The organism is Leptolyngbya sp. PCC 6406, assembly GCF_000332095.2.
Taxonomy (GTDB): Bacteria; Cyanobacteriota; Cyanobacteriia; order Phormidesmidales; family Phormidesmidaceae; genus PCC-6406.
Map to the genome: position 1 here is coordinate 4,365,858 of NZ_KI913949.1, position 17,486 is coordinate 4,383,343.

The 17,486-nt window shown below is 56.3% G+C and carries 21 protein-coding genes; 16 read left to right on the forward strand and 5 right to left on the reverse strand.

Features of this window, described 5'->3' with window-relative positions; translation table 11 throughout:
- The first annotated feature begins 19 nt into the window (after nucleotides 1–19).
- The 7 genes from rplF to infA all read left to right on the forward strand — a co-directional run bounded on the left by rplF (nucleotide 20) and on the right by infA (nucleotide 4,264).
- Entirely contained in the window at nucleotides 20–559 is a 540-nt protein-coding gene (gene rplF / locus LEP6406_RS0219370) for a 50S ribosomal protein L6 (RefSeq protein WP_008312941.1), read from the forward strand.
- 3 nt (nucleotides 560–562) lie between these two features.
- Nucleotides 563–925, forward strand: a complete 363-nt coding sequence (gene rplR / locus LEP6406_RS0219375) for a 50S ribosomal protein L18 (RefSeq protein ID WP_008312939.1) — start codon at nucleotides 563–565, stop codon at nucleotides 923–925.
- A gap of 53 nt (nucleotides 926–978) precedes the next feature.
- The gene (gene rpsE, locus LEP6406_RS0219380; protein WP_008312937.1) at nucleotides 979–1,503 is read left to right on the forward strand and encodes a 30S ribosomal protein S5; all 525 of its coding nucleotides are present in this window, start codon (nucleotides 979–981) and stop codon (nucleotides 1,501–1,503) included.
- 73 nt (nucleotides 1,504–1,576) lie between these two features.
- Nucleotides 1,577–2,023, forward strand: a complete 447-nt coding sequence (gene rplO / locus LEP6406_RS0219385) for a 50S ribosomal protein L15 (protein ID WP_008312935.1) — start codon at nucleotides 1,577–1,579, stop codon at nucleotides 2,021–2,023.
- Between the two features lie 113 nt (nucleotides 2,024–2,136).
- A complete protein-coding gene (gene secY / locus LEP6406_RS0219390) occupies nucleotides 2,137–3,447 on the forward strand; it encodes a preprotein translocase subunit SecY (RefSeq protein ID WP_008312933.1) in 1,311 nt (436 codons plus the stop codon).
- Nucleotides 3,447–4,019, forward strand: coding sequence for an adenylate kinase (locus LEP6406_RS0219395; RefSeq protein WP_027269272.1), 573 nt, complete (start codon nucleotides 3,447–3,449; stop codon nucleotides 4,017–4,019). Before secY ends, LEP6406_RS0219395 begins: the two co-directional genes overlap by 1 nt.
- A gap of 20 nt (nucleotides 4,020–4,039) precedes the next feature.
- Nucleotides 4,040–4,264 carry a translation initiation factor IF-1 gene (gene infA / locus LEP6406_RS0219400; RefSeq protein WP_006196724.1) on the forward strand — a complete coding sequence of 75 codons (225 nt, stop codon included), beginning with the start codon at nucleotides 4,040–4,042 and terminating at the stop codon, nucleotides 4,262–4,264.
- Nucleotides 4,265–4,495: 231 nt separating this feature from the next.
- Here the strand turns inward: infA and LEP6406_RS0219405 are convergent, their stop codons facing one another.
- Entirely contained in the window at nucleotides 4,496–4,687 is a 192-nt protein-coding gene (locus LEP6406_RS0219405) for a hypothetical protein (RefSeq protein ID WP_008312925.1), read from the reverse strand.
- Nucleotides 4,688–4,785: 98 nt separating this feature from the next.
- Here LEP6406_RS0219405 and LEP6406_RS0219410 point away from each other — a divergent pair, with 98 nt between their 5' ends.
- The 3 genes from LEP6406_RS0219410 (at nucleotide 4,786) to LEP6406_RS0219420 (ending at nucleotide 6,953) form a co-directional block, all read left to right on the forward strand.
- A complete protein-coding gene (locus LEP6406_RS0219410) occupies nucleotides 4,786–5,448 on the forward strand; it encodes a class I SAM-dependent methyltransferase (RefSeq protein ID WP_008312923.1) in 663 nt (220 codons plus the stop codon).
- A gap of 303 nt (nucleotides 5,449–5,751) precedes the next feature.
- On the forward strand, nucleotides 5,752–6,330 hold the full coding sequence (locus LEP6406_RS0219415) for a helix-turn-helix domain-containing protein (protein ID WP_027268720.1): 579 nt from the start codon (nucleotides 5,752–5,754) through the stop codon (nucleotides 6,328–6,330).
- A gap of 17 nt (nucleotides 6,331–6,347) precedes the next feature.
- Entirely contained in the window at nucleotides 6,348–6,953 is a 606-nt protein-coding gene (locus LEP6406_RS0219420; RefSeq protein WP_027268735.1) for a transposase, read from the forward strand.
- Nucleotides 6,954–7,229: 276 nt separating this feature from the next.
- On the opposite strand, the gene LEP6406_RS0219425 is transcribed toward LEP6406_RS0219420, so the two are convergent.
- Complete coding sequence (locus tag LEP6406_RS0219425; RefSeq protein ID WP_008312444.1) at nucleotides 7,230–9,038, reverse strand: aspartate kinase; 1,809 nt, start codon at nucleotides 9,036–9,038, stop codon at nucleotides 7,230–7,232.
- An 86-nt stretch (nucleotides 9,039–9,124) separates the two neighbouring features.
- Nucleotides 9,125–9,706: a YHS domain-containing (seleno)protein gene (locus tag LEP6406_RS0219430; protein WP_008312446.1), complete on the reverse strand. Its 582-nt coding sequence runs from the start codon at nucleotides 9,704–9,706 to the stop codon at nucleotides 9,125–9,127.
- A 263-nt stretch (nucleotides 9,707–9,969) separates the two neighbouring features.
- Between LEP6406_RS0219430 and LEP6406_RS0219435 the strand changes: the two genes are divergently transcribed.
- The 4 genes from LEP6406_RS0219435 (at nucleotide 9,970) to mutL (ending at nucleotide 13,621) form a co-directional block, all read left to right on the forward strand.
- Nucleotides 9,970–10,158: a hypothetical protein gene (locus tag LEP6406_RS0219435; RefSeq protein WP_027269273.1), complete on the forward strand. Its 189-nt coding sequence runs from the start codon at nucleotides 9,970–9,972 to the stop codon at nucleotides 10,156–10,158.
- 399 nt (nucleotides 10,159–10,557) lie between these two features.
- Nucleotides 10,558–11,589, forward strand: coding sequence for a sirohydrochlorin chelatase (locus LEP6406_RS0219440; RefSeq protein WP_008312448.1), 1,032 nt, complete (start codon nucleotides 10,558–10,560; stop codon nucleotides 11,587–11,589).
- Between the two features lie 173 nt (nucleotides 11,590–11,762).
- On the forward strand, nucleotides 11,763–11,906 hold the full coding sequence (locus LEP6406_RS33025; protein ID WP_008312449.1) for a hypothetical protein: 144 nt from the start codon (nucleotides 11,763–11,765) through the stop codon (nucleotides 11,904–11,906).
- A complete protein-coding gene (gene mutL, locus LEP6406_RS0219450) occupies nucleotides 11,903–13,621 on the forward strand; it encodes a DNA mismatch repair endonuclease MutL (protein WP_008312450.1) in 1,719 nt (572 codons plus the stop codon). The genes LEP6406_RS33025 and mutL overlap by 4 nt, the downstream gene beginning before the upstream one ends.
- Nucleotides 13,622–13,744: 123 nt before the next feature.
- On the opposite strand, the gene LEP6406_RS30525 is transcribed toward mutL, so the two are convergent.
- Together LEP6406_RS30525 and bchM are read right to left on the reverse strand one after the other, a co-directional pair.
- Complete coding sequence (locus LEP6406_RS30525; protein WP_008312451.1) at nucleotides 13,745–14,419, reverse strand: ribosomal protein L7/L12; 675 nt, start codon at nucleotides 14,417–14,419, stop codon at nucleotides 13,745–13,747.
- An 8-nt stretch (nucleotides 14,420–14,427) separates the two neighbouring features.
- Complete coding sequence (gene bchM, locus LEP6406_RS0219460) at nucleotides 14,428–15,114, reverse strand: magnesium protoporphyrin IX methyltransferase (protein ID WP_008312452.1); 687 nt, start codon at nucleotides 15,112–15,114, stop codon at nucleotides 14,428–14,430.
- 447 nt (nucleotides 15,115–15,561) lie between these two features.
- On the opposite strand from bchM, the gene gcvT reads away from it, so the two are divergent.
- Nucleotides 15,562–16,659: a glycine cleavage system aminomethyltransferase GcvT gene (gcvT, locus tag LEP6406_RS0219465; protein WP_202807542.1), complete on the forward strand. Its 1,098-nt coding sequence runs from the start codon at nucleotides 15,562–15,564 to the stop codon at nucleotides 16,657–16,659.
- Nucleotides 16,660–16,784: 125 nt separating this feature from the next.
- Nucleotides 16,785–17,432: a MiaE family protein gene (locus tag LEP6406_RS0219470; RefSeq protein WP_008312454.1), complete on the forward strand. Its 648-nt coding sequence runs from the start codon at nucleotides 16,785–16,787 to the stop codon at nucleotides 17,430–17,432.
- Nucleotides 17,433–17,486: the final 54 nt, after the last annotated feature.

The window sequence follows — 17,486 nt, forward strand, 5'->3', positions numbered from 1 at the left end:
TTGTAAGGAGTTGTGAGCAATGTCTCGAATTGGTAAACGCCCAATCCCAATCCCTAGCAAGGTCACCGTGTCCATTGACGGCCAATTTGTGAGCGTCAAAGGGCCGAAGGGAGAGCTTTCCCGGACTTTGCCTACGGGGGTAGAAATTATCCAAGAGGGAGATACCCTTTTGGTGACGCGAATTAACGAGTCTCGTATGGCGCGGGCGCGCCATGGCCTCTGCCGTACCCTGGTTGCCAATATGGTGGAAGGGGTATCCAATGGTTTCCAAAAGCGTTTGGAGATTCAAGGGGTAGGCTACCGCGCCCAGATTCAAGGTCAATCCCTCAACATGAGTTTGGGGTACAGCCATCCCGTGGTATTTAATCCACCGGAGGGTATTCAGTTCATCGTTGAAAACAACACAAATGTTGTGGTCAGCGGTATTGACAAGGAAATTGTCGGCAACGTGGCCGCCAGCATTCGTGCGGCCCGCCCCCCAGAACCCTATAAGGGCAAAGGGGTTCGCTATGCCGGTGAGCAGGTTCGACGTAAGGCTGGTAAGGCAGGGAAGAAGTAAACCATGAAGGTCGCGCGCAAAGAACTCACCCGTCGCCGCCATCAACGCATTCGGCGGCGTGTCCTAGGTACTGCTGAACGCCCCCGGTTGGCTGTTTTCCGATCTAATCAGCATATTTACGCCCAAGTCATTGACGATAGTCAGCATCAAACCTTGGCTGCTGCCTCCACCCTGGAAAGTGATATTCGCAGTCAGGGAGGGATCACGAGTACTGCCGCTGGCTCCGAGCTAGTGGGTAAGCTGATTGCCGAGCGTGCCCTCGAAAAGGGCATTACCCAAGTGGTCTTTGATCGGGGTGGCAAGCTCTATCATGGTCGGGTTGCCGCATTGGCGGACGCTGCCCGTGCCGCAGGGCTGTCCTTTTAGGGACAGATTCTATACCAGTCACTTTGTTCTTAAGGGAGACCGAAGGAAAAACCATGGCGAACAACCGTCGAAAAAATACCCGCAATCGCGAAAAAGAAACGGAATGGCAAGAACGGGTCGTCCAAATTCGACGGGTGACCAAGGTTGTCAAGGGCGGTAAAAAGCTCAGCTTTCGAGCCATTGTGGTCATTGGTAACGAGCGAGGCCAGGTGGGTGTGGGTGTCGGTAAAGCTGGAGATGTTATTGGGGCGGTGAAGAAGGGCGTGGCTGATGGGAAAAAGCACCTCATTGATGTTCCCCTCACCAAGTCCTACTCCATCCCCCAGCCCAGCACCGGACGGGGCGGTGGCGCAAAAGTCTTTATGCGACCGGCAGCACCGGGAACTGGGGTAATTGCTGGGGGTGCGGTACGTACTGTTCTGGAGTTGGCAGGGGTTCGCAACATCCTGGCGAAGCAGTTGGGGTCTAATAATCCCCTCAATAATGCTCGGGCGGCAGCGGCAGCCCTTGCGTCTCTGCGGACTTTGTCTGATGTGGCGGAAGAGCGCGGCATTCCCATTGAGAAGCTATACGCCTAGTTTTTGAGTGCGGAGCTAGGTCGAAGCTGCTAATTTTTGGTATTCACGGACTTGTATTCACGGAACTATCCCCATGAGACTAACTGATGTGCAGCCCAAGGCGGGCTCCAAGCATCGTCGCCGCCGGGTCGGTCGCGGTATTGCTGCCGGACAAGGGGCGAGCTGCGGCTTTGGTATGCGAGGGCAAAAGTCCCGCTCTGGTCGGAGCACTCGCCCCGGTTTTGAAGGGGGGCAAATGCCTCTGTACCGTCGGGTGCCTAAGCTAAAGCACTTCCCCTTGGTTAATCAGAAAACCTTTACCATTGTGAATGTGAGTGCTTTAGCCGATCTAGAGGCCCAGAGTGAAGTAACTTTGGCGTCTTTGATGGCGGTGGGCATTATTACAACGAATGATGGTCCCCTAAAGGTGCTGGGAGATGGTGAGGTTTTGACCCCACTATCTGTGAAAGCGGCAGCTTTTACTCGCTCTGCCCGTGAGAAGATAGAGGCGGCTGGGGGCAGTTGTGAGGTAGTGGGCTAGAGCCTCTGGCGAGAGAGGGGGGAGACAAACTTAGTTGTGAGTGATCGACCCTAAGGTTCACATCGTTTATCTATTAGTCAGCAGCGTATCAGCAGATATGGAGGTACTCGAGCATGGTTGTTAGCCGTGGCAAGAACCCTAGTGCTCAGGAGACATTTATGCAGATGGCCCAAGCGGCGGGTCTGCGAAGCCGAGTGCTGGTAACGCTGGGACTCCTTGTCTTGGTGCGTTTGGGGGTATTTATCCCTGTTCCTGGGATAGACCGGGTCGCCTTTGGTCAAGCTATCGAGAGTGGTAGTTTAGGCGGCTTTATTGGGTTTATCGACATTTTTGTTGGAGGCGGTCTATCTGCCCTGGGAATTTTTGCCTTAGGGATTTTGCCCTTTATCAATGCCTCTATCATCATGCAGTTGCTGACGGCAGCCCTACCGGCGTTGGAAGACCTGCAAAAGAATGAAGGGGAAGCTGGACGGCGACGGGTATCTCAGATCACTCGTTATGTTGCTTTTGGCTGGGCCATTCTTCAAAGTGCTCTCCTATCTATTTTCCTGCTGAGCCCCTTTGCTGAGCAGCCGGGGATATTTTTTGTCGTGCAGACGGTCATTGCCCTCACTGCGGGGTCAATGTTTGTGATGTGGGTGGGGGAAGTCATTACCGAGCGAGGCATTGGTAATGGAGCTTCTCTGTTGATTTTTATCAATATTGTTTCGACGCTGCCGCGATCGCTAAGTCTCACGCTGGAATTGGCTAAGGGTGAAGACAGCAGGGTCGGTGGCGTGATTATTTTGCTGTTAGTCTTCTTGGCCATGATTGTGGGTATCGTCTTTGTCCAGGAAGGAACTCGGCGAATTCCAATCATTTCTGCTCGTCGCCAGGTGGGGCGTAAGCTCTATCTGGAGCAAAGCAATTATCTGCCACTGCGTTTAAACCAGGGCGGGGTTATGCCGATTATTTTTGCGTCGGCGGTGTTGGTACTGCCCTTGTCCTTGACGCAGTACGTGAGTAACCCTGCTTTTGTTGGAGCGGTGAATACCTATCTAAATCCGACTTCATGGGTGTATGTGCTGCTGTACCTCGTGATGATTCTGTTCTTCAGCTATTTCTATGCTTCGTTGGTGGTGAATCCTGAGGATATGTCGCGGAACCTGAAAAAGATGGGGGCTAGTATCCCTGGTATTCGCCCCGGTAAGGCTACTACTGAATATATTGGTAGAGTTTTAAACCGCTTGACCTTTTTGGGGGCAATCTTTTTGGGTTTGGTGGCAGTGATTCCTAGTGCGGTGGAGGGGGCAACTCGGGTCCAAACCTTCCAGGGTTTGGGGGCTACATCACTGCTGATTCTGGTGGGGGTGGCCATTGAAACGGCTAAGCAGGTGCAGACCTATGTTATCTCCCAGCGTTATGAAGGGATGGTGAAACAGTAGTGGCAGCAGCTCGACTCGTCTTTCTTGGTCCACCGGGTTCTGGAAAGGGAACCCAAGCGACGCAAATATCTGAATTTTGTGGGGTTCCCCATATTTCTACGGGGGCAATTCTACGCTCATCTGTAGCTCAGGGTACTGAATTGGGCAAGAAGGCTCAGTTCTATATGGATGCCGGGGAACTGGTGCCTGATGAGCTGATACTGGGATTGATTCGAGAGCGATTGGGGGCTGATGATACCCAGTCTGGGTGGATCCTGGATGGCTTTCCCCGCAATGTAGAGCAAGCTAATTTTTTGGACGTTCTGCTTCAGGAGATGGATCAGCCCTGTGACTGTGTCGTGAATCTGGATGTCCCAGATGAGGTGGTTGTGTCACGGATGCTCCTTCGGGGAGAGCAGGAAGGGCGTGCCGATGATAATCAGGCGACAATTCGGAATCGTTTAGAGGTTTACCGACAGCAGACGGAGCCTTTGATTGCGTTTTATCGTAATCGCCAACAATTGGTGTCAGTTGATGGCAATCAGCCGGTTGATTTGGTGACGGAAGAGCTAAAGAAAATTGTTCATGGATAGTCCTTTGGGAGGATATCAGTTTGTCTAAGCAAGATTTGATTGAGATGGAGGGAACCGTTACAGAGTCCCTGCCCAATGCGATGTTTCGCGTTGATTTGGACAATGGGTTTAATGTATTGGCTCATATTTCTGGAAAAATTCGGCGCAACTACATCAAAATCTTGCCGGGGGACCGGGTCAAGGTAGAATTGACGCCCTATGATCTGAGCAAAGGGCGTATCACTTACCGTCTCCGTAAGAAGTAGGGTGCATTCAGGTTCATCATGCACCAGGGAACTTTTGAGGACTGAGCGAAGTACCCCGTACGAAGTGCCTTTTAAGAAACTTCCCTCTGTGGACAAGTCTGTCATTCCTCTGGTTTTTCCGTGCATTACCCAACATTTTGGGTTGGGTCGGTTGCTCTAGAAGGGAAAAGTCCAATCAGCAGTTACGTCATTTGTGGGTGAGTTCCTAGGCTTGATCGAAAGTTGTCGGTGTTAAGTATACCGTTCTACAAAGCTACGACCTGCAGTAAGGGCGGCACTGCTGGTACGGTACAGGGTGCCGTTGCTGAGGACGTGGAGGTCGGCGTTGATGACCCAGCATTGGTAGCCTTGATCCTTGATGTGGCTAACACCGATGATCCAGCCGGATATGGCGGATAGTTGGATGACTTGGCTCTCTTCCATAGCCCAATTTCTCCAGGATTTTTCCTTGGCATAAGCTTGTCATAACCTTAGCCCACGGAACCTGTAATCGCCTGCAAGAGTATTACACTCCATTTCTCATGGCTAATCAAACCCTCGGCTTGGCTCCGGAGCTATATTCCTATCTTCTGGATTGTTCTCTGCGAGAACCGTCCATTCTGAGCCAATTGCGGCAGGAAACTGCGAGTCACCCTATGGCACAGATGCAGATTGCTCCGGAGCAGGGGCAGTTTATGGCTCTGCTAGTGCAGCTTATAGGGGCAAAGAAAACGCTTGAGGTGGGGGTGTTTACGGGCTATAGCACGCTGGCGATCGCGTTGGCTTTACCTTCTGGGGGACGGGTGGTGGCCTGTGATGTGAGTGAGGAATATACTGCGATCGCGCAGCGCTACTGGGCATTGGCGGAGGTGGGGGAGAAGATTGATCTCTACCTGGGGCCTGCGGTAGAGACGTTGCAGGAATTTCTTCACGGTGGACAAGCCAATAGCTTTGATTTCGCCTTTATCGACGCGGATAAAAGCAACTATGACACCTACTATGAGCAGACGTTGGAACTGCTGCGTCCGGGGGGACTGATGGCAATCGACAATGTGTTGTGGTCGGGACGGGTGGCGGATGCCACGGTTCAAGATAGCCGCACTGCCAAAATTCGAGCTTTGAATGCCAAAGTTCACCGGGATGATCGCGTGGATATGAGTCTGGTGCCCATTGCCGATGGTCTTACCCTGGCCCGGAAGCGTTAGGGTGGTTTCCTGTGGATTACCTTGGCGGGAAATCATCTAGTACTGGCTGGCAGAAGTCCTGTGCCCATTTCCCCTAGGTGTGGCATTGCTGCGGTGCATTGCTTCGCGTGGGCGAAGCCACGCCTTAGCGTTACGCACCCTACGAAACTTCTTTCCTGGTTCCCAGGCTCTGCCTGGGAATCCTCACCGAGGCTCTGCCTCGTCGTTAGAAAACGGCAAGGATATTTCCGCCGCCCAGTACTAGTACTGGGTGGCTGAAATGACCTTACCATTGAGAGGTAGGGTAAAGAGGACTTTTCTACAATGGCTAGACTGACTGCCGCCAGGCTCACTTTGAGCGAAACGGAGCGGAGCGACTTAGAGCAATTGATTCGACGTCAGCGGACGTCACAGCAGCTCGCTTTGCGCGCCAAGATTATCCTCACAGCTGATGAGGGCAAAGGCCATGGCGAAATCGCCCGAGACTTGGGGGTCAGCAAAGAGATGAGTCGCCGCTGGCGGGGGCGTTGGCTGGAGTTGAGTCAACAACAGGTCGCTGTGGAAGAGCGCCTACAGGATGTCCCTCGTCCCGGGGCTCCGGCTACCTTTAGCCTCGAACAAATCACGCAACTCTATGCCCTAGCTTGTGCACCGCCCGAGCAGTATGGCCGCCCCATCAGTCATTGGACCCCTGGAGAACTGGCCGATGAACTGAGCAAGCAGGGAATTGTCGAGAGTATCAGTCCCCGTCATGTGGGCCGACTGTTGGCCGAGGCTGACCTCAAACCCCACCAGAGCCGTTACTGGCTCTCCCCCCCCCCGACCCTAACTTCGAGGACAAAGTCAAAGACATTTGCCAGGTCTACGAACAGGCTGCCACTCGTGCCGAACACGGCGAGCTGACCTTCAGCCTGGATGAGATGACGGGAATCCAGGCTCTGGAACGGACGATGCCTGACATCGCCATGAAGCCGGGACGCTGTACCCGCATTGAGTTTGAGTATATTCGCCATGGCACTCAAACCCTGATTGCCTCATTCAATGTCGCTACCGGACAGGTGGATCAGGCCACCGTGGGAGACACCCGCACCGAGCAAGACCTCGAGAGTCACCTCAGAGCCTTACTGGCCCAAGTTCCAGATGCCTCCAAGATTCATCTGGTCATGGATTGCCTCAACACTCATCAATCGGAATCTCTCGTCCGACTGGTGGCGGAACGCGAGGAAAAACCGATTCATCTGGGCCAGAAAGGGAAGACGGGCATTCTCCTGTCTATGGCGACCCGAGCGGCGTTCTTGAGCGACCCCAGCCATCGACTGGTCGTTCACTTCACCCCCAAGCATTGCTCCTGGCTCAATCAAATTGAGCTTTGGTTCTCCATCCTGGTACGTAAGCTACTCCGACGTTCGAGTTTTACCAGTCAAGCCCAACTCAAGGCGAAGATTTTAGCGTTTGTCGATTACTTCAATCGCACCATGGCTAAGCCCTTCAAGTGGAACTACACGGGTAAGCCCTTGGTCGCATAAATGCCTTGGCCACTTCCGCCAAGCAGTACTAGTGCTTGGCGGCGGAAATGACCCTACTATTAAGTCCTAATGAGCCTAAGCTATATCGCTTACTGGTATTTCGCGATGGTAGGACTACTTCCGCCCAGCAGCACTAGCACCGTGGGGCGCAAATACACCAACCGTTTCATCGTGGCACACCTCGGCCCCTACCCTAGCCCTCTCCCAGGGGGCGAGGGGACCGGAAAATGTTGGGCTAGTGCGACAGAATAGCAAGCCTATTTCAGCCTAGGTGTACTAGGCGGGGACGACGACGGCTTCAGTGCCGGCTAGCCCGAAGGCGTTGTGGACGGACTGGAGGGCTTTTACTCCATCGGTCTCGGCTACCAAGCAGCTAATTTTGATCTCTGAGGTGGCGATCATTTGGATATTGATGCCTGCGGTGGCTAGGGCTCTGAACATACGGGCGGCGACACCGGGGGCGGCGACCATACCCATACCAACGATGCTGACCTTGGCGATGGCTTTATTGACTAGAACTTCACCCCAGCCCAGTTCGGTGGCGGCTTGGGTAACGACTAGACGAGCCTGGTCGGCTTCGGTCTGGGTGACGGTGAAAGCAATATCGCGGGTGGAGAGACCGTGGATGAGGCGACAGCGTTGGGACTGAATGATCATGTCTACGCTGATGCCTTCGTCCGCTAGCAGTTGAAACAATTGGGCCGCCATGCCGGGGCGGTCGGGGACGTGACGAATGGCTATTTGGGCTTGGTGGGGGTCGAGGGCAGCTCCCCGCACTTCCGGGGCTTGGGTTTCGATGGTGCTGACGGCTTTGAGGCGGGGAGAGCAGGTAACCTGAAATGCCTCACACAGGGCGGCAATGGCGCGATCGCAATCCTCCACATCCACGGTACAACTCACCTTGACCTCAGAGGTGGAGATCATCTGGATATTCACCCCTGCTGCTGCCAGGGTGGAGAACATCTTAGCGGCCACGCCGGGACGGCCAATCATCCCAGCTCCAGCAATGCTGACCTTGGCCACCCGGTTGTCTACTAACACCTCCGCTTGACTGGTGTTGGTGATGTGATCCCGTAGAGCGGGGGCAATGGCGGTGGCCACTGCCTCTGCCCGACTGAGACTGGCCTGGGTGACAGTGAAGGCAATGTCGTTGGTATTGCCCTCGTGGATGGACTGAATCACCAAGTCAACATTCAGATTTTGGCTGGCTAATTCTCCAAATAGACGGGCGGCAATACCGGGACAGTCGGGGATCCGCAGCAGGGCTACCTTGGCTTGGTTGGTGTCAAATTCGACAGCATCGACGGGATGGGCAAGCTCTAAGCCCTCCAGCGATCGTGGTTGGGGTTGGGGTGCAGAAACACGAGTGCCGGGATCCTCACTCCAGCTAGAGCGAACGACCAAGGGCACCCCGTAGTTACGGGCAATCTCCACCGCACGGGGATGGAGTACCTTGGCCCCGAGGCTGGCCAATTCCAGCATTTCGTCGCAGGTAATTTCCCGCATGAGCTGGGCATCGGGTACAAGGCGTGGGTCGGTGGTGAGGATGCCAGGAACATCGGTATAAATCTCGCACTGACTAGCTTGGAGTGCCGCCGCCAAGGCCACCGCTGAGGTATCGGAGCCTCCCCGTCCCAGGGTGGTAATTTCCAGATCGGGGCTGGGGCTCATGCCCTGAAAGCCTGCAACGACGACAACCTTTCCGTCCTGGAGGTGGCGGGTCAATCGTTCGGTGCGAATATTGAGGATGCGGGCACGGGTATGGGATGATTCGGTCACAATGCCTACCTGGGCTCCGGTCAGGGAAATGGCTTGCTGGCCCAGCTCCTGCAAGGCCATGGCCAGCAGGGCAATGGAAACCTGCTCCCCGGTGGAGAGCAGCATGTCCATTTCTCGGCGGTTGGGGTGGGGGGAAATCTCCTGGGCCAGTTTCACTAGGCCATCGGTGGTCTTGCCCATGGCGGACACCACCACCACTACCTGATGTCCCTGGGCCACGGTGCGTTGCACCCGCTGGGCTACGGTTTGAATCCGCTCTACGGACCCGACGGATGTACCGCCATATTTTTGAACAATCAGCGCCATGGTAATCGCCCCCGCGATCGCAATCTACTTGCACAGGAGGCCATTATAAATCGGTCCGCCGGAGTGCTTTGACCCCATTGGGATTTCTATTGGGCCAACACCTCGGGCCAGTTGGCATTGGCCTTGGCAATATTGCCGGAAATGTCCTGAGACCAACGGGCCTGAATCTTAGCGTCGTAGTTTAAGTAAAGCTTACCCTCCACCACCTTCCAGGCTGTGGGGTCAATGGGGGCAGTGTAGCCCTGGCTGACAGCCCAGGCGCAGAAGCCGCCATATTGGGGGGCATAGCGATCGGGTTCACTGGCAAAAGTATCACGATTAGCGGCACTGGCGAATTGCCAGGTAGCCCCACCCCAATCGTGGGTGTAGTCCTCTGTCCCTGGAACGTAGGCTCCCTCGGTAAAGTAGGCCACGGGATCGGCCCCACCAATGGCAACCCCATTGTCAGCATAGAAACTCACGGTTTCAGCCTCCGCCTCTGCCGAAGTGGCAGTGGTCGTCGTGTTGGGATCCGCTGTTTCTGATGCTTCGGTGGGAGTAGGGACGATGGCCTCTCCGGGCTGGTCCCCGACCATCTCGGTCGGTTCCGTCGGGGCAGTGGTGGTGGTGGCACAACCCATCGCCACGAGAGTGGTCGATGCCAGGGCAAGGAAGAGAGTAGAGCGCATAGGTCTGAGGGATAACGGGTGAACAGCTTTATGCCTACAGAAATAACGCTTTAGTCTGAGAATCATGTGAGCGTTCGTTTAATTTCTACTGCGCCTTCCTCTCTCAGCATTTTGATTAACCGCCCATCTACCTTCCAAGAACGTTTAATGCTGTAGCAAACCGGTTGATTCTTTGCCCCTAGAGCGACGGATTTTGGGGAAGGGATGGTCCGCAAAGGTTTGATGTAAAAGGTCTCAGGGGTGGCAGTACTGTAGATTGAAAATTGTCCACTCCTGACCAAGAAGTTCCTAAGACTATCGCTGTAACCTTGCTGCTGAACAAGGGTTTCAAGATTGACGCCATAGTGGTGCTGAAATTCGTGAATGAGCAGTTGAACTACAATCCAGGGGCCATGCTCTTCCGAGAAATTCCAAGTGATCACCTGCTCAATATGGTTCAGGAGTTGCTGTGAAGACAGATTGAATGGGGCAGGGGAGGATAAGTCACACACGATTCTAGCTATCCCAGTTTGCGAGGTTGGACGTGTTGATAGCTACAGAGGGGGGGTGCGAAATTCTCCTGGCCCTAGGGGTAGGGCTTTCCTCACCGAGAAAATACTGTTTCCCCCTTTCCCCCTCCCCCGGATGGTTTTGGGCAAGGGGGGTGGGCTAAGATGGCAGAGCAATTTTTACGCCGCCCCCTGGGGGGAAAGTCCGGTGCGTTGGGGCGGCTTCTGGGCCTTTCCGACTAGTCCGGCACTGTGCCGCAACTGTAATCCAGTGTTCTGTCTCAGAACCTGAGTCAGTCAGAATGCCCGCAGGTGGCGTCTTGTCCTTTCATCACCTGCGTTGCACAGGTCAGGATTTTCCCCATGACGATTGCCCATATTCTTAGCGATCCCCGGCTCTTTGATCCCAGTGAGCCCCCGATTCTCGCTCCCTTGCCCCAGCGACGGCCTCTCTTGCTCATCGGCCATGGCAGCCGGGATGACCAAGGCCGTCAAAATTTGCTGGATTTTGCTACGGCTTACCAGGCTTTGGACAATTCTCGACCTGTGATTCCCTGCTTTTTGGAGTTGACGGAGCCCACGATTCAGGATGGTGTTGATCGCTGTGTGGCAGAGGGCTATGAGGATATCTCTGCCCTACCTGTGTTGCTGTTTGCGGCTCGTCACAACAAGTTTGATGTCACCAATGCCTTGGATTCTGCCCGCGATCGCAATCCTCAGGTGCGCTTTCACTACGGGCGGCATTTTGGCATTACCCCGGAAATTTTGGACCTATGGCGTGATCGCTTGGCCCACCTCGATCAACCCCAGCACAATCCCCACGCCATTGAGCGCCAACATACAGTGCTGCTGTTTGTGGGGCGAGGGGCAAGTGATCCCGATGCCAACGGAGACGTGGCCAAGTTGGCCCGCATCATGTGGGAGGGCAGCGGCTACAGCACAGTGGAAACCTGCTTTATTGGCATTACCCACCCTCGTTTAGAGGAGGGGTTCCGGCGGGCGCGGCTGTACCATCCCAAGCGGATTGTGGTTCTGCCCTATTTCCTCTTTACCGGGGTGCTGATGAAAAAAATTCAAGCGATCGCGGCCCAAGAGCAGAGTCAGTATCCCGAAACTGAGGTTGTGTGTTTGCCGGAAATGGGGCTGCATCCCCAGCTCATGGCGGTGATGCGACGGCGGGAAATCGAAACCCAGCAGGGCACGGTTGCCATGAATTGTGAGATGTGCAAATTTCGCCTAGCGGCGGTAGCGGGAACCAGCGACCACGGTCATGATCATGGCCACAGTCACGGACATGGCCACGGACATGGCCACGGTCACGGACATGATCATCCTGCTGAGGATCCCTATAGGGAGCCTGCTCAGTACCATGAGCGTATCTGGCAGGTGCCCTAAACCCAAGATTTTACCCTGGGAAACTCACGCTTCCTATCTGTCACGTTTTAACGGCTGGCCAGTAGTTGTTGAGTTTCCTCGTTTTTACCCTGGAAAGCTCACACTTCCCATCTGTCACCCCTCGTTAGAATGGGGCAAGATTGGCGGTCAAGCGCTCATCCTATAGGCATCCTATGGCCTTTGCCCTCGAATTCAGCATCCCCATTCTGCCGGATGGTCCTCAGTTCCTGGAAGCCGACGGCACCTTGCCCGCCCCAGATTGGCGGGTTGATTTTGCGACCCAGTTGCCAGCCCTGGAGATAGGACCAGAGTTGTGAGGGTATCTGATCGGCAGGGGGCTGGGCCAGAACCAGTGGATAGGGGGCTAATCCAGTGCCTGCCCCAAGATGTGGTGCAGTTGATGGCGGCAGGGGAGGTGATCGACTCTCCGGCGGCGGTGGTGCGAGAACTGGCGGAAAATGCCCTGGATGCGAGGGCAACCCGTATCACCGTGGCGGTGCAGACCCAACCCTGGCAGATTCAGGTAACGGACAATGGGACAGGATTGTCGGTGGTGGATCTGCGGCAAGCCGCCAGCGCCCACAGCACTAGCAAATTGGGGGATTGCCAGGACCTCTGGCGCATCCAGACCCTAGGTTTTCGAGGGGAGGCGCTCCATAGCTTGAGTCGGCTGGCGCGGCTGACCCTGTGTAGTCGTCCCCAATCCGGGGACAGTAACGGCTATCGGGTCACCTACGATCGCGATGGTCAGCCTACCAATATTGAGCCCATTGCTATGGCTCCGGGAACTCAGGTTACTGTGACAGACCTGTTCTATCCCCTCCCTGCTCGTCAGCAGGCTGCGCCCAGTCGCCAACAGCAAACCCGTGCGGTGCAAAAAGTTCTGCATACTTTGGCTCTGTGTCATCCCCAGGTGACGTGGCAGGCCATCCAGGAAAATCGCCCTTGGTTTACGCTGTGGCCAGGGGATTCGGCGCTGCACCTTCTCCCCCAGGTGCTGGGGCGGGTACAGGTGACGGATCTGCGGGTGCAGGTTCGGGCGGTGGCTTTGCCTGATGGGGAGGGGCGTTTGGAACTGGTGTTGGGGTTGCCGGATCGCTGCCACCGTCCCCGCCCGGATGGCATTTTACTGGCCTTGAATGGTCGCCCGGTGCAGATTGCGGAGATTGCGGAGGGGCTGGCTCAGGTGCTACGGCGATCGCTGCCCCGCGATCGCAATCCTGTGGCCTTTGTCCATCTCCATGCTCCCCCGGCCCATATCGACTGGCACCGCTCGCCGGATAAGTCGCGGGTGTACCTGCGCCATTTGGATCTCTGGGGTGATGCCCTCAAGGAGGCTATTACGGCTACTCTCACCGGTGCGATCGCAACCCCCACTGAAGGGCAGCAGCGACTTCACCAATTGATCACCCTAGCGGAGGCAGAGCAGGGCTATAACGGCAGTCCCGCCATAGCCACGGGAGACACCGGAGGCCACAATCCCCTAGAACTTCGGGCCATCGCCCAAGTCCACAATCGCTACATTTTGGCGGAGCATCCAGCAGGGTTGTGCCTGGTGGAGCAGCACATTGCCCATGAGCGGGTGTTGTACGAGGCCCTATGCGATCACTGGCAGATTGTGCCCCTGGCGGCCCCCGTAGTGCTGTCGGGATTAGACCCCGATCAGGTGGCCCAACTCCAGCGCATTGGTCTTACGGTGGAGCCCTTTGGCCCGGATTGGTGGGCAGTGCGGACCGCTCCGGCCCCCTTGGCGGACCGGCTCGACTGCGCTGATGCCCTGCGGGAATTGAGCCAGGGCAGCGATCTCGACAGTGCCCTTGTGGCCACCGCCTGTCGCACTGCTGTCCGCAACGGCACCCCTCTCACGTCTACTGCGATCGCGGAACTCTTGGCGGCTTGGCAACGGACCCGCCACCCCCAGACCTGCCCCCACGGCAGACCCATTTGCCTCACCCTGAACGAGTCCAGTCTGGCCCGCTATTTCCGCCGCCACTGGGTCATTGGCAAAAGTCATGGCTTAGAGAGCCCCTAGGGCGTGTGGACAATTAACGAGGAAACCCTTGCGGAATAGGCATGACCACGCCCGCCCTACTGAATCAAGCTAGGGGCTGTAACCGCCCCATAACAAGGAATCTGGCTTGATTGTCCACAGCCCCTAGTCCGTGTCCAGAACCAACACCACCTCTGCCCCTAAGCGTTCTAGATCCTGCTTGTAGTCCTCAGCGATAGCACGGGAGAGCCCCACCTGAATCGGCTGAGGTGGGTTTCGCACCATGGCCTTGACCGTCTTCCAGTCCTTTCCAGTCAACCTTTGTAGGGTCCGGATAATGTCTCGCCGCTGGGCGGGGGGCACGGTTTCCAGAACCACGGTAAAGGTGGGCTCAGGGGTGGACCGCAACAGCCGACTATCCACCTCCCCCAAGTTAAAGCAGTAGGTGATGCCACCTTCGCTATCCACTTGAAAGGTGGCGTCGTACTCGCGGGCACGATCCCCCAAATAGGCCGTCGCCTGCACCCCTGTCAGCTTCGCTTCCATGGCAAAACGGAGCGGGGTCACCTTGCCTCGTCCCGCCTTGACTAGGGCAAAAAATACCCCCTGCAAGCGCTCTGATTCCTGTCTCCGTCGCTGGTGCTGGGCTGCGAGAATCAGTCCCACTCCTCCCGCGATCGCGGGTACTCCCACCACTATCCCAGCGGTGATCGTTTCCCGGCGATCCACGCGATTAGGATTCGAGTCCAGGGTCGTTTCCAGGACTCGCCCTAGACAAAGAAACCCCACCAGTAGTAATAATCCGGCAGCAATCTGCTGAACCTGTTGAATCCACCGCATGGGTAGCCTCAGCGCGTAGCCTCTAGCAAGCGGGAGAAGTAAAACTGAGTTTTGTGCATGGCCCGCCGTTGAATCGTCCATCCCAAGGACTCTAGAATCGTCACCACATCCTTCTCGGCATGGAGATAGGCGCGCGTCGCTTTGCTCGGCCCAGGAAAGAGGCTACCCACCTGCTTCAACAGGCTATAGCACAGAGTTTTGGGAGCAAAGCTCAGGAGCAGGCGAGATTCCGCCAGACTACTGAGGTGGGCAATCATCTCCGCCGCGTCGGCCTGGGGATAGTGAATCAGCACATCCAGGCAGATAACCGTGTGGTAGCGCCCAGAGAGATCCTGTAAATCTGAGACCTGGAAATTCGGCACCTGCTCAGGCGATAGGGTCGCCTGAGCCCGTGTCTCAGCTTCCTCCACCATTTTGGCGGAGATGTCGCTGGCGAAAACTTTGGCCCCCGTCGCTGCCAAGGGCAGGCTGAGGCTACCCACACCACAGCCCGCATCGCACACTGACAGCCCCGGCAGGGTTTCATCCTCCTGCAACCAAGTCATGACCGTATCCACGGTTTTCTGGTGGCCTTTGCGAATGTCGAGCTGGACCTTGTTGACTTCGCCATCGCCGTAGATCCGCCGCCAGCGGTCAAAGCCGGTGGCGTTGAAGTATTCGCGAACGATGGTCTTGTCGTCTACAACGTTGGTCATGGTGGATGGGGTGGATGGGTGGGAGGGTGGATGGGTGAGAGGGTGGATGGGTGGATGCCTCCGTAGGGGCAATCCCTTGCCTGTCCTGAGCTGAGTCGTAGGATGGTTGCCCGGTGGGCGGTTGACCGATATTGGGGTGGATGGGGTGACAAGTGTATTGCCTCTAAAATCATCCCATGGATCGATCAAACCCGTTGCCCTCAGGGATTTGCCCAAAAATATAGAGGTTCCCTTAATGTTATGAGGTACACCTCAACTTAATGACACTTTGGTGAACAAGGGGCTTAAGCCCCTTGCCTGTACTTAGCCATGAAGTCTCATCGGCAGGGGATTTCCCCTGCCTGCCCTTAAGCTCCATTGCTCTGGAGGAGCAATGGAGCTGTGCCAATCTTGCCCCCACCCTAACCAGGGGGGAAGATGGGAAGCATGAGTTTTACTAGGCTTTTCATGTCCCTTTCCCGTACACCCCTCTTCGATCTCTCCGCCGATCTCAAGGCCCGCTTTACCGAGTTTTCCGGCTGGGATATGCCGGTACAGTACGGCGGCATCAAACAAGAACACCAGGCCGTGCGGGAAAAAGCGGGGATGTTCGACATTTCCCACATGGGCAAGTTTTTTCTCCGGGGGCCGGGGGTACTGGCCCAGTTGCAGCGGCTGGTGCCCTCGGACCTGAGCCCTCTGAGGGCGGGGCAGGCGCAATATACGGTGCTGCTCAATCCCCAAGGGGGCATCATTGACGACTTGATCATCTATTGCCAGGGCCAAGAGACTGACGGGACGGAACGGGTGGCCATCATCGTCAATGCCGCCACGACGGAAAAGGATCGCGCTTGGATTGGGGATCATCTGGCGGCGACGGTGGACTTTCAGGATGTCTCCCGCGATCGCGTTCTCATCGCCGTCCAGGGACCGGAGGCGGTGGCCCAGTTGCAAGCCGTCACCGCAGAGAATCTGGATCACGTCTCCCGGTTTGGCCACCTAGAGGGAACCGTCTTGGGGCAACCTGCCTTCCTAGCGCGCACCGGCTACACCGGGGAAGATGGCTTCGAGGTCATGATGCAGCCAGAGGCGGGACAGGCACTCTGGCAAACGCTGTACCAAAATGGCGTCACCCCCTGCGGCCTAGGGGCACGGGACACGCTGCGCCTAGAAGCGGCCATGGCCCTCTATGGCCAGGACATCACCGACGCTACCACCCCCCTGGAAGCGGGGCTACGGTGGCTGGTCCAGGTAGACCGCGTTCAAGACTGTATTGGACGGGAGGTGCTGGTGCAGCAGCAAACCCAGGGCGTGGAGCGGCGCTTGGTGGGGTTGCAAATGGCGGACCGCAACATCGCCCGCCACGACTATCCGGTGCTGCACCAGGGCAGCACCATTGGCACCGTCACCAGTGGCACCCTTTCCCCCACCTTGGGTTACCCCATTGCCCTAGCCTATGTGCCCAGCGCCTTAGCCAAGGTGGGCCAAGGGCTACAGGTGGAAATTCGGGGCAAGCCTTACCCCGCCCAAGTCGTTAAAAGACCCTTTTACAAGCGGGAATGCTAAGAAGTAGAAATCAAACTAACGTGGGATAGCCGTCCCGGCTGTCCACGTTCAGGCAAGATGCCTGAACCACAAGAATTGCACACGATAAGGATCCGGAATGCTAAGCAAGCAGGAGCAGATCTGGCATGGCTGAGATCACGAGGTCAAGATCCGGTTTTGACGGCCTATCTCAACAAAATCGAAGTACGACTCCAAAAATTCAGCTTTTGCAGACCGCCACCTCCGAGGCGTGGCTGACCCAGGCATTGGCAAACCTGGATCTGATTCTGCTGGACCATTCCCACTGTGAACGGAAGGCGGCGGGGGTGGCTCTGAACCTAATGTTTCGCTATCCCTCCAGTGAGAAACTGGTGCGGACCCTAACCGCGATCGCGCAAGAAGAACTCAGCCACTTTGAGCTGGTTAACCAATGGCTAGAGCGACGGCAGATCCCCCTGCGATCGCTGCCTGCGCCCCCCTATGGAGCGGCCCTCAGCCGCCACATCCGTCGGGAAGAGCCAGAGCGAATGCTGGACTCGCTGCTGGTGGCAGCCTTGATCGAAGCCCGCAGCCATGAACGTTTGGGCCTCCTGGCGGACCATTGCCCCGAACCGGAATTAGCCCAGTTCTACCGCAGCTTGATGGCCTCCGAAGCCCGCCATTACGGCATCTATTGGGTACTGGCCACCACCTATTTTGAGCGCGAGATTGTAGACATCCGTCTGGCAACCCTGGCCACTCTTGAAGGGGAACTCTTGGCCACGGTATACCCCCAACCTCGAATTCATAGTTAGGGGAGGGGTGATGGGGTTATTCCCGTAGGGGCAATCCCTTGCCTGTCCTGATCG

What these genes read in the sequence shown, in the direction of transcription:
- LEP6406_RS0219420 (WP_027268735.1), top strand. Translation starts at nt 6,348, where the DNA reads ATGACGGGAATCCAGGCTCTGGAACGGACGATGCCTGACATCGCCATG.
- LEP6406_RS0219430 (WP_008312446.1), bottom strand. Translation starts at nt 9,706, where the DNA reads ATGCGCTCTACTCTCTTCCTTGCCCTGGCATCGACCACTCTCGTGGCG.
- LEP6406_RS0219425 (WP_008312444.1), bottom strand. Translation starts at nt 9,038, where the DNA reads ATGGCGCTGATTGTTCAAAAATATGGCGGTACATCCGTCGGGTCCGTA.
- bchM (WP_008312452.1), bottom strand. Translation starts at nt 15,114, where the DNA reads ATGACCAACGTTGTAGACGACAAGACCATCGTTCGCGAATACTTCAAC.
- rplR (WP_008312939.1), top strand. Translation starts at nt 563, where the DNA reads ATGAAGGTCGCGCGCAAAGAACTCACCCGTCGCCGCCATCAACGCATT.
- gcvT (WP_202807542.1), top strand. Translation starts at nt 15,562, where the DNA reads ATGTCCCTTTCCCGTACACCCCTCTTCGATCTCTCCGCCGATCTCAAG.
- LEP6406_RS0219440 (WP_008312448.1), top strand. Translation starts at nt 10,558, where the DNA reads ATGACGATTGCCCATATTCTTAGCGATCCCCGGCTCTTTGATCCCAGT.
- LEP6406_RS0219470 (WP_008312454.1), top strand. Translation starts at nt 16,785, where the DNA reads ATGGCTGAGATCACGAGGTCAAGATCCGGTTTTGACGGCCTATCTCAA.
- secY (WP_008312933.1), top strand. Translation starts at nt 2,137, where the DNA reads ATGGTTGTTAGCCGTGGCAAGAACCCTAGTGCTCAGGAGACATTTATG.
- LEP6406_RS0219410 (WP_008312923.1), top strand. Translation starts at nt 4,786, where the DNA reads ATGGCTAATCAAACCCTCGGCTTGGCTCCGGAGCTATATTCCTATCTT.
- LEP6406_RS33025 (WP_008312449.1), top strand. Translation starts at nt 11,763, where the DNA reads ATGGCCTTTGCCCTCGAATTCAGCATCCCCATTCTGCCGGATGGTCCT.
- LEP6406_RS0219405 (WP_008312925.1), bottom strand. Translation starts at nt 4,687, where the DNA reads ATGGAAGAGAGCCAAGTCATCCAACTATCCGCCATATCCGGCTGGATC.
- LEP6406_RS30525 (WP_008312451.1), bottom strand. Translation starts at nt 14,419, where the DNA reads ATGCGGTGGATTCAACAGGTTCAGCAGATTGCTGCCGGATTATTACTA.
- rplF (WP_008312941.1), top strand. Translation starts at nt 20, where the DNA reads ATGTCTCGAATTGGTAAACGCCCAATCCCAATCCCTAGCAAGGTCACC.
- LEP6406_RS0219415 (WP_027268720.1), top strand. Translation starts at nt 5,752, where the DNA reads ATGGCTAGACTGACTGCCGCCAGGCTCACTTTGAGCGAAACGGAGCGG.
- rpsE (WP_008312937.1), top strand. Translation starts at nt 979, where the DNA reads ATGGCGAACAACCGTCGAAAAAATACCCGCAATCGCGAAAAAGAAACG.
- rplO (WP_008312935.1), top strand. Translation starts at nt 1,577, where the DNA reads ATGAGACTAACTGATGTGCAGCCCAAGGCGGGCTCCAAGCATCGTCGC.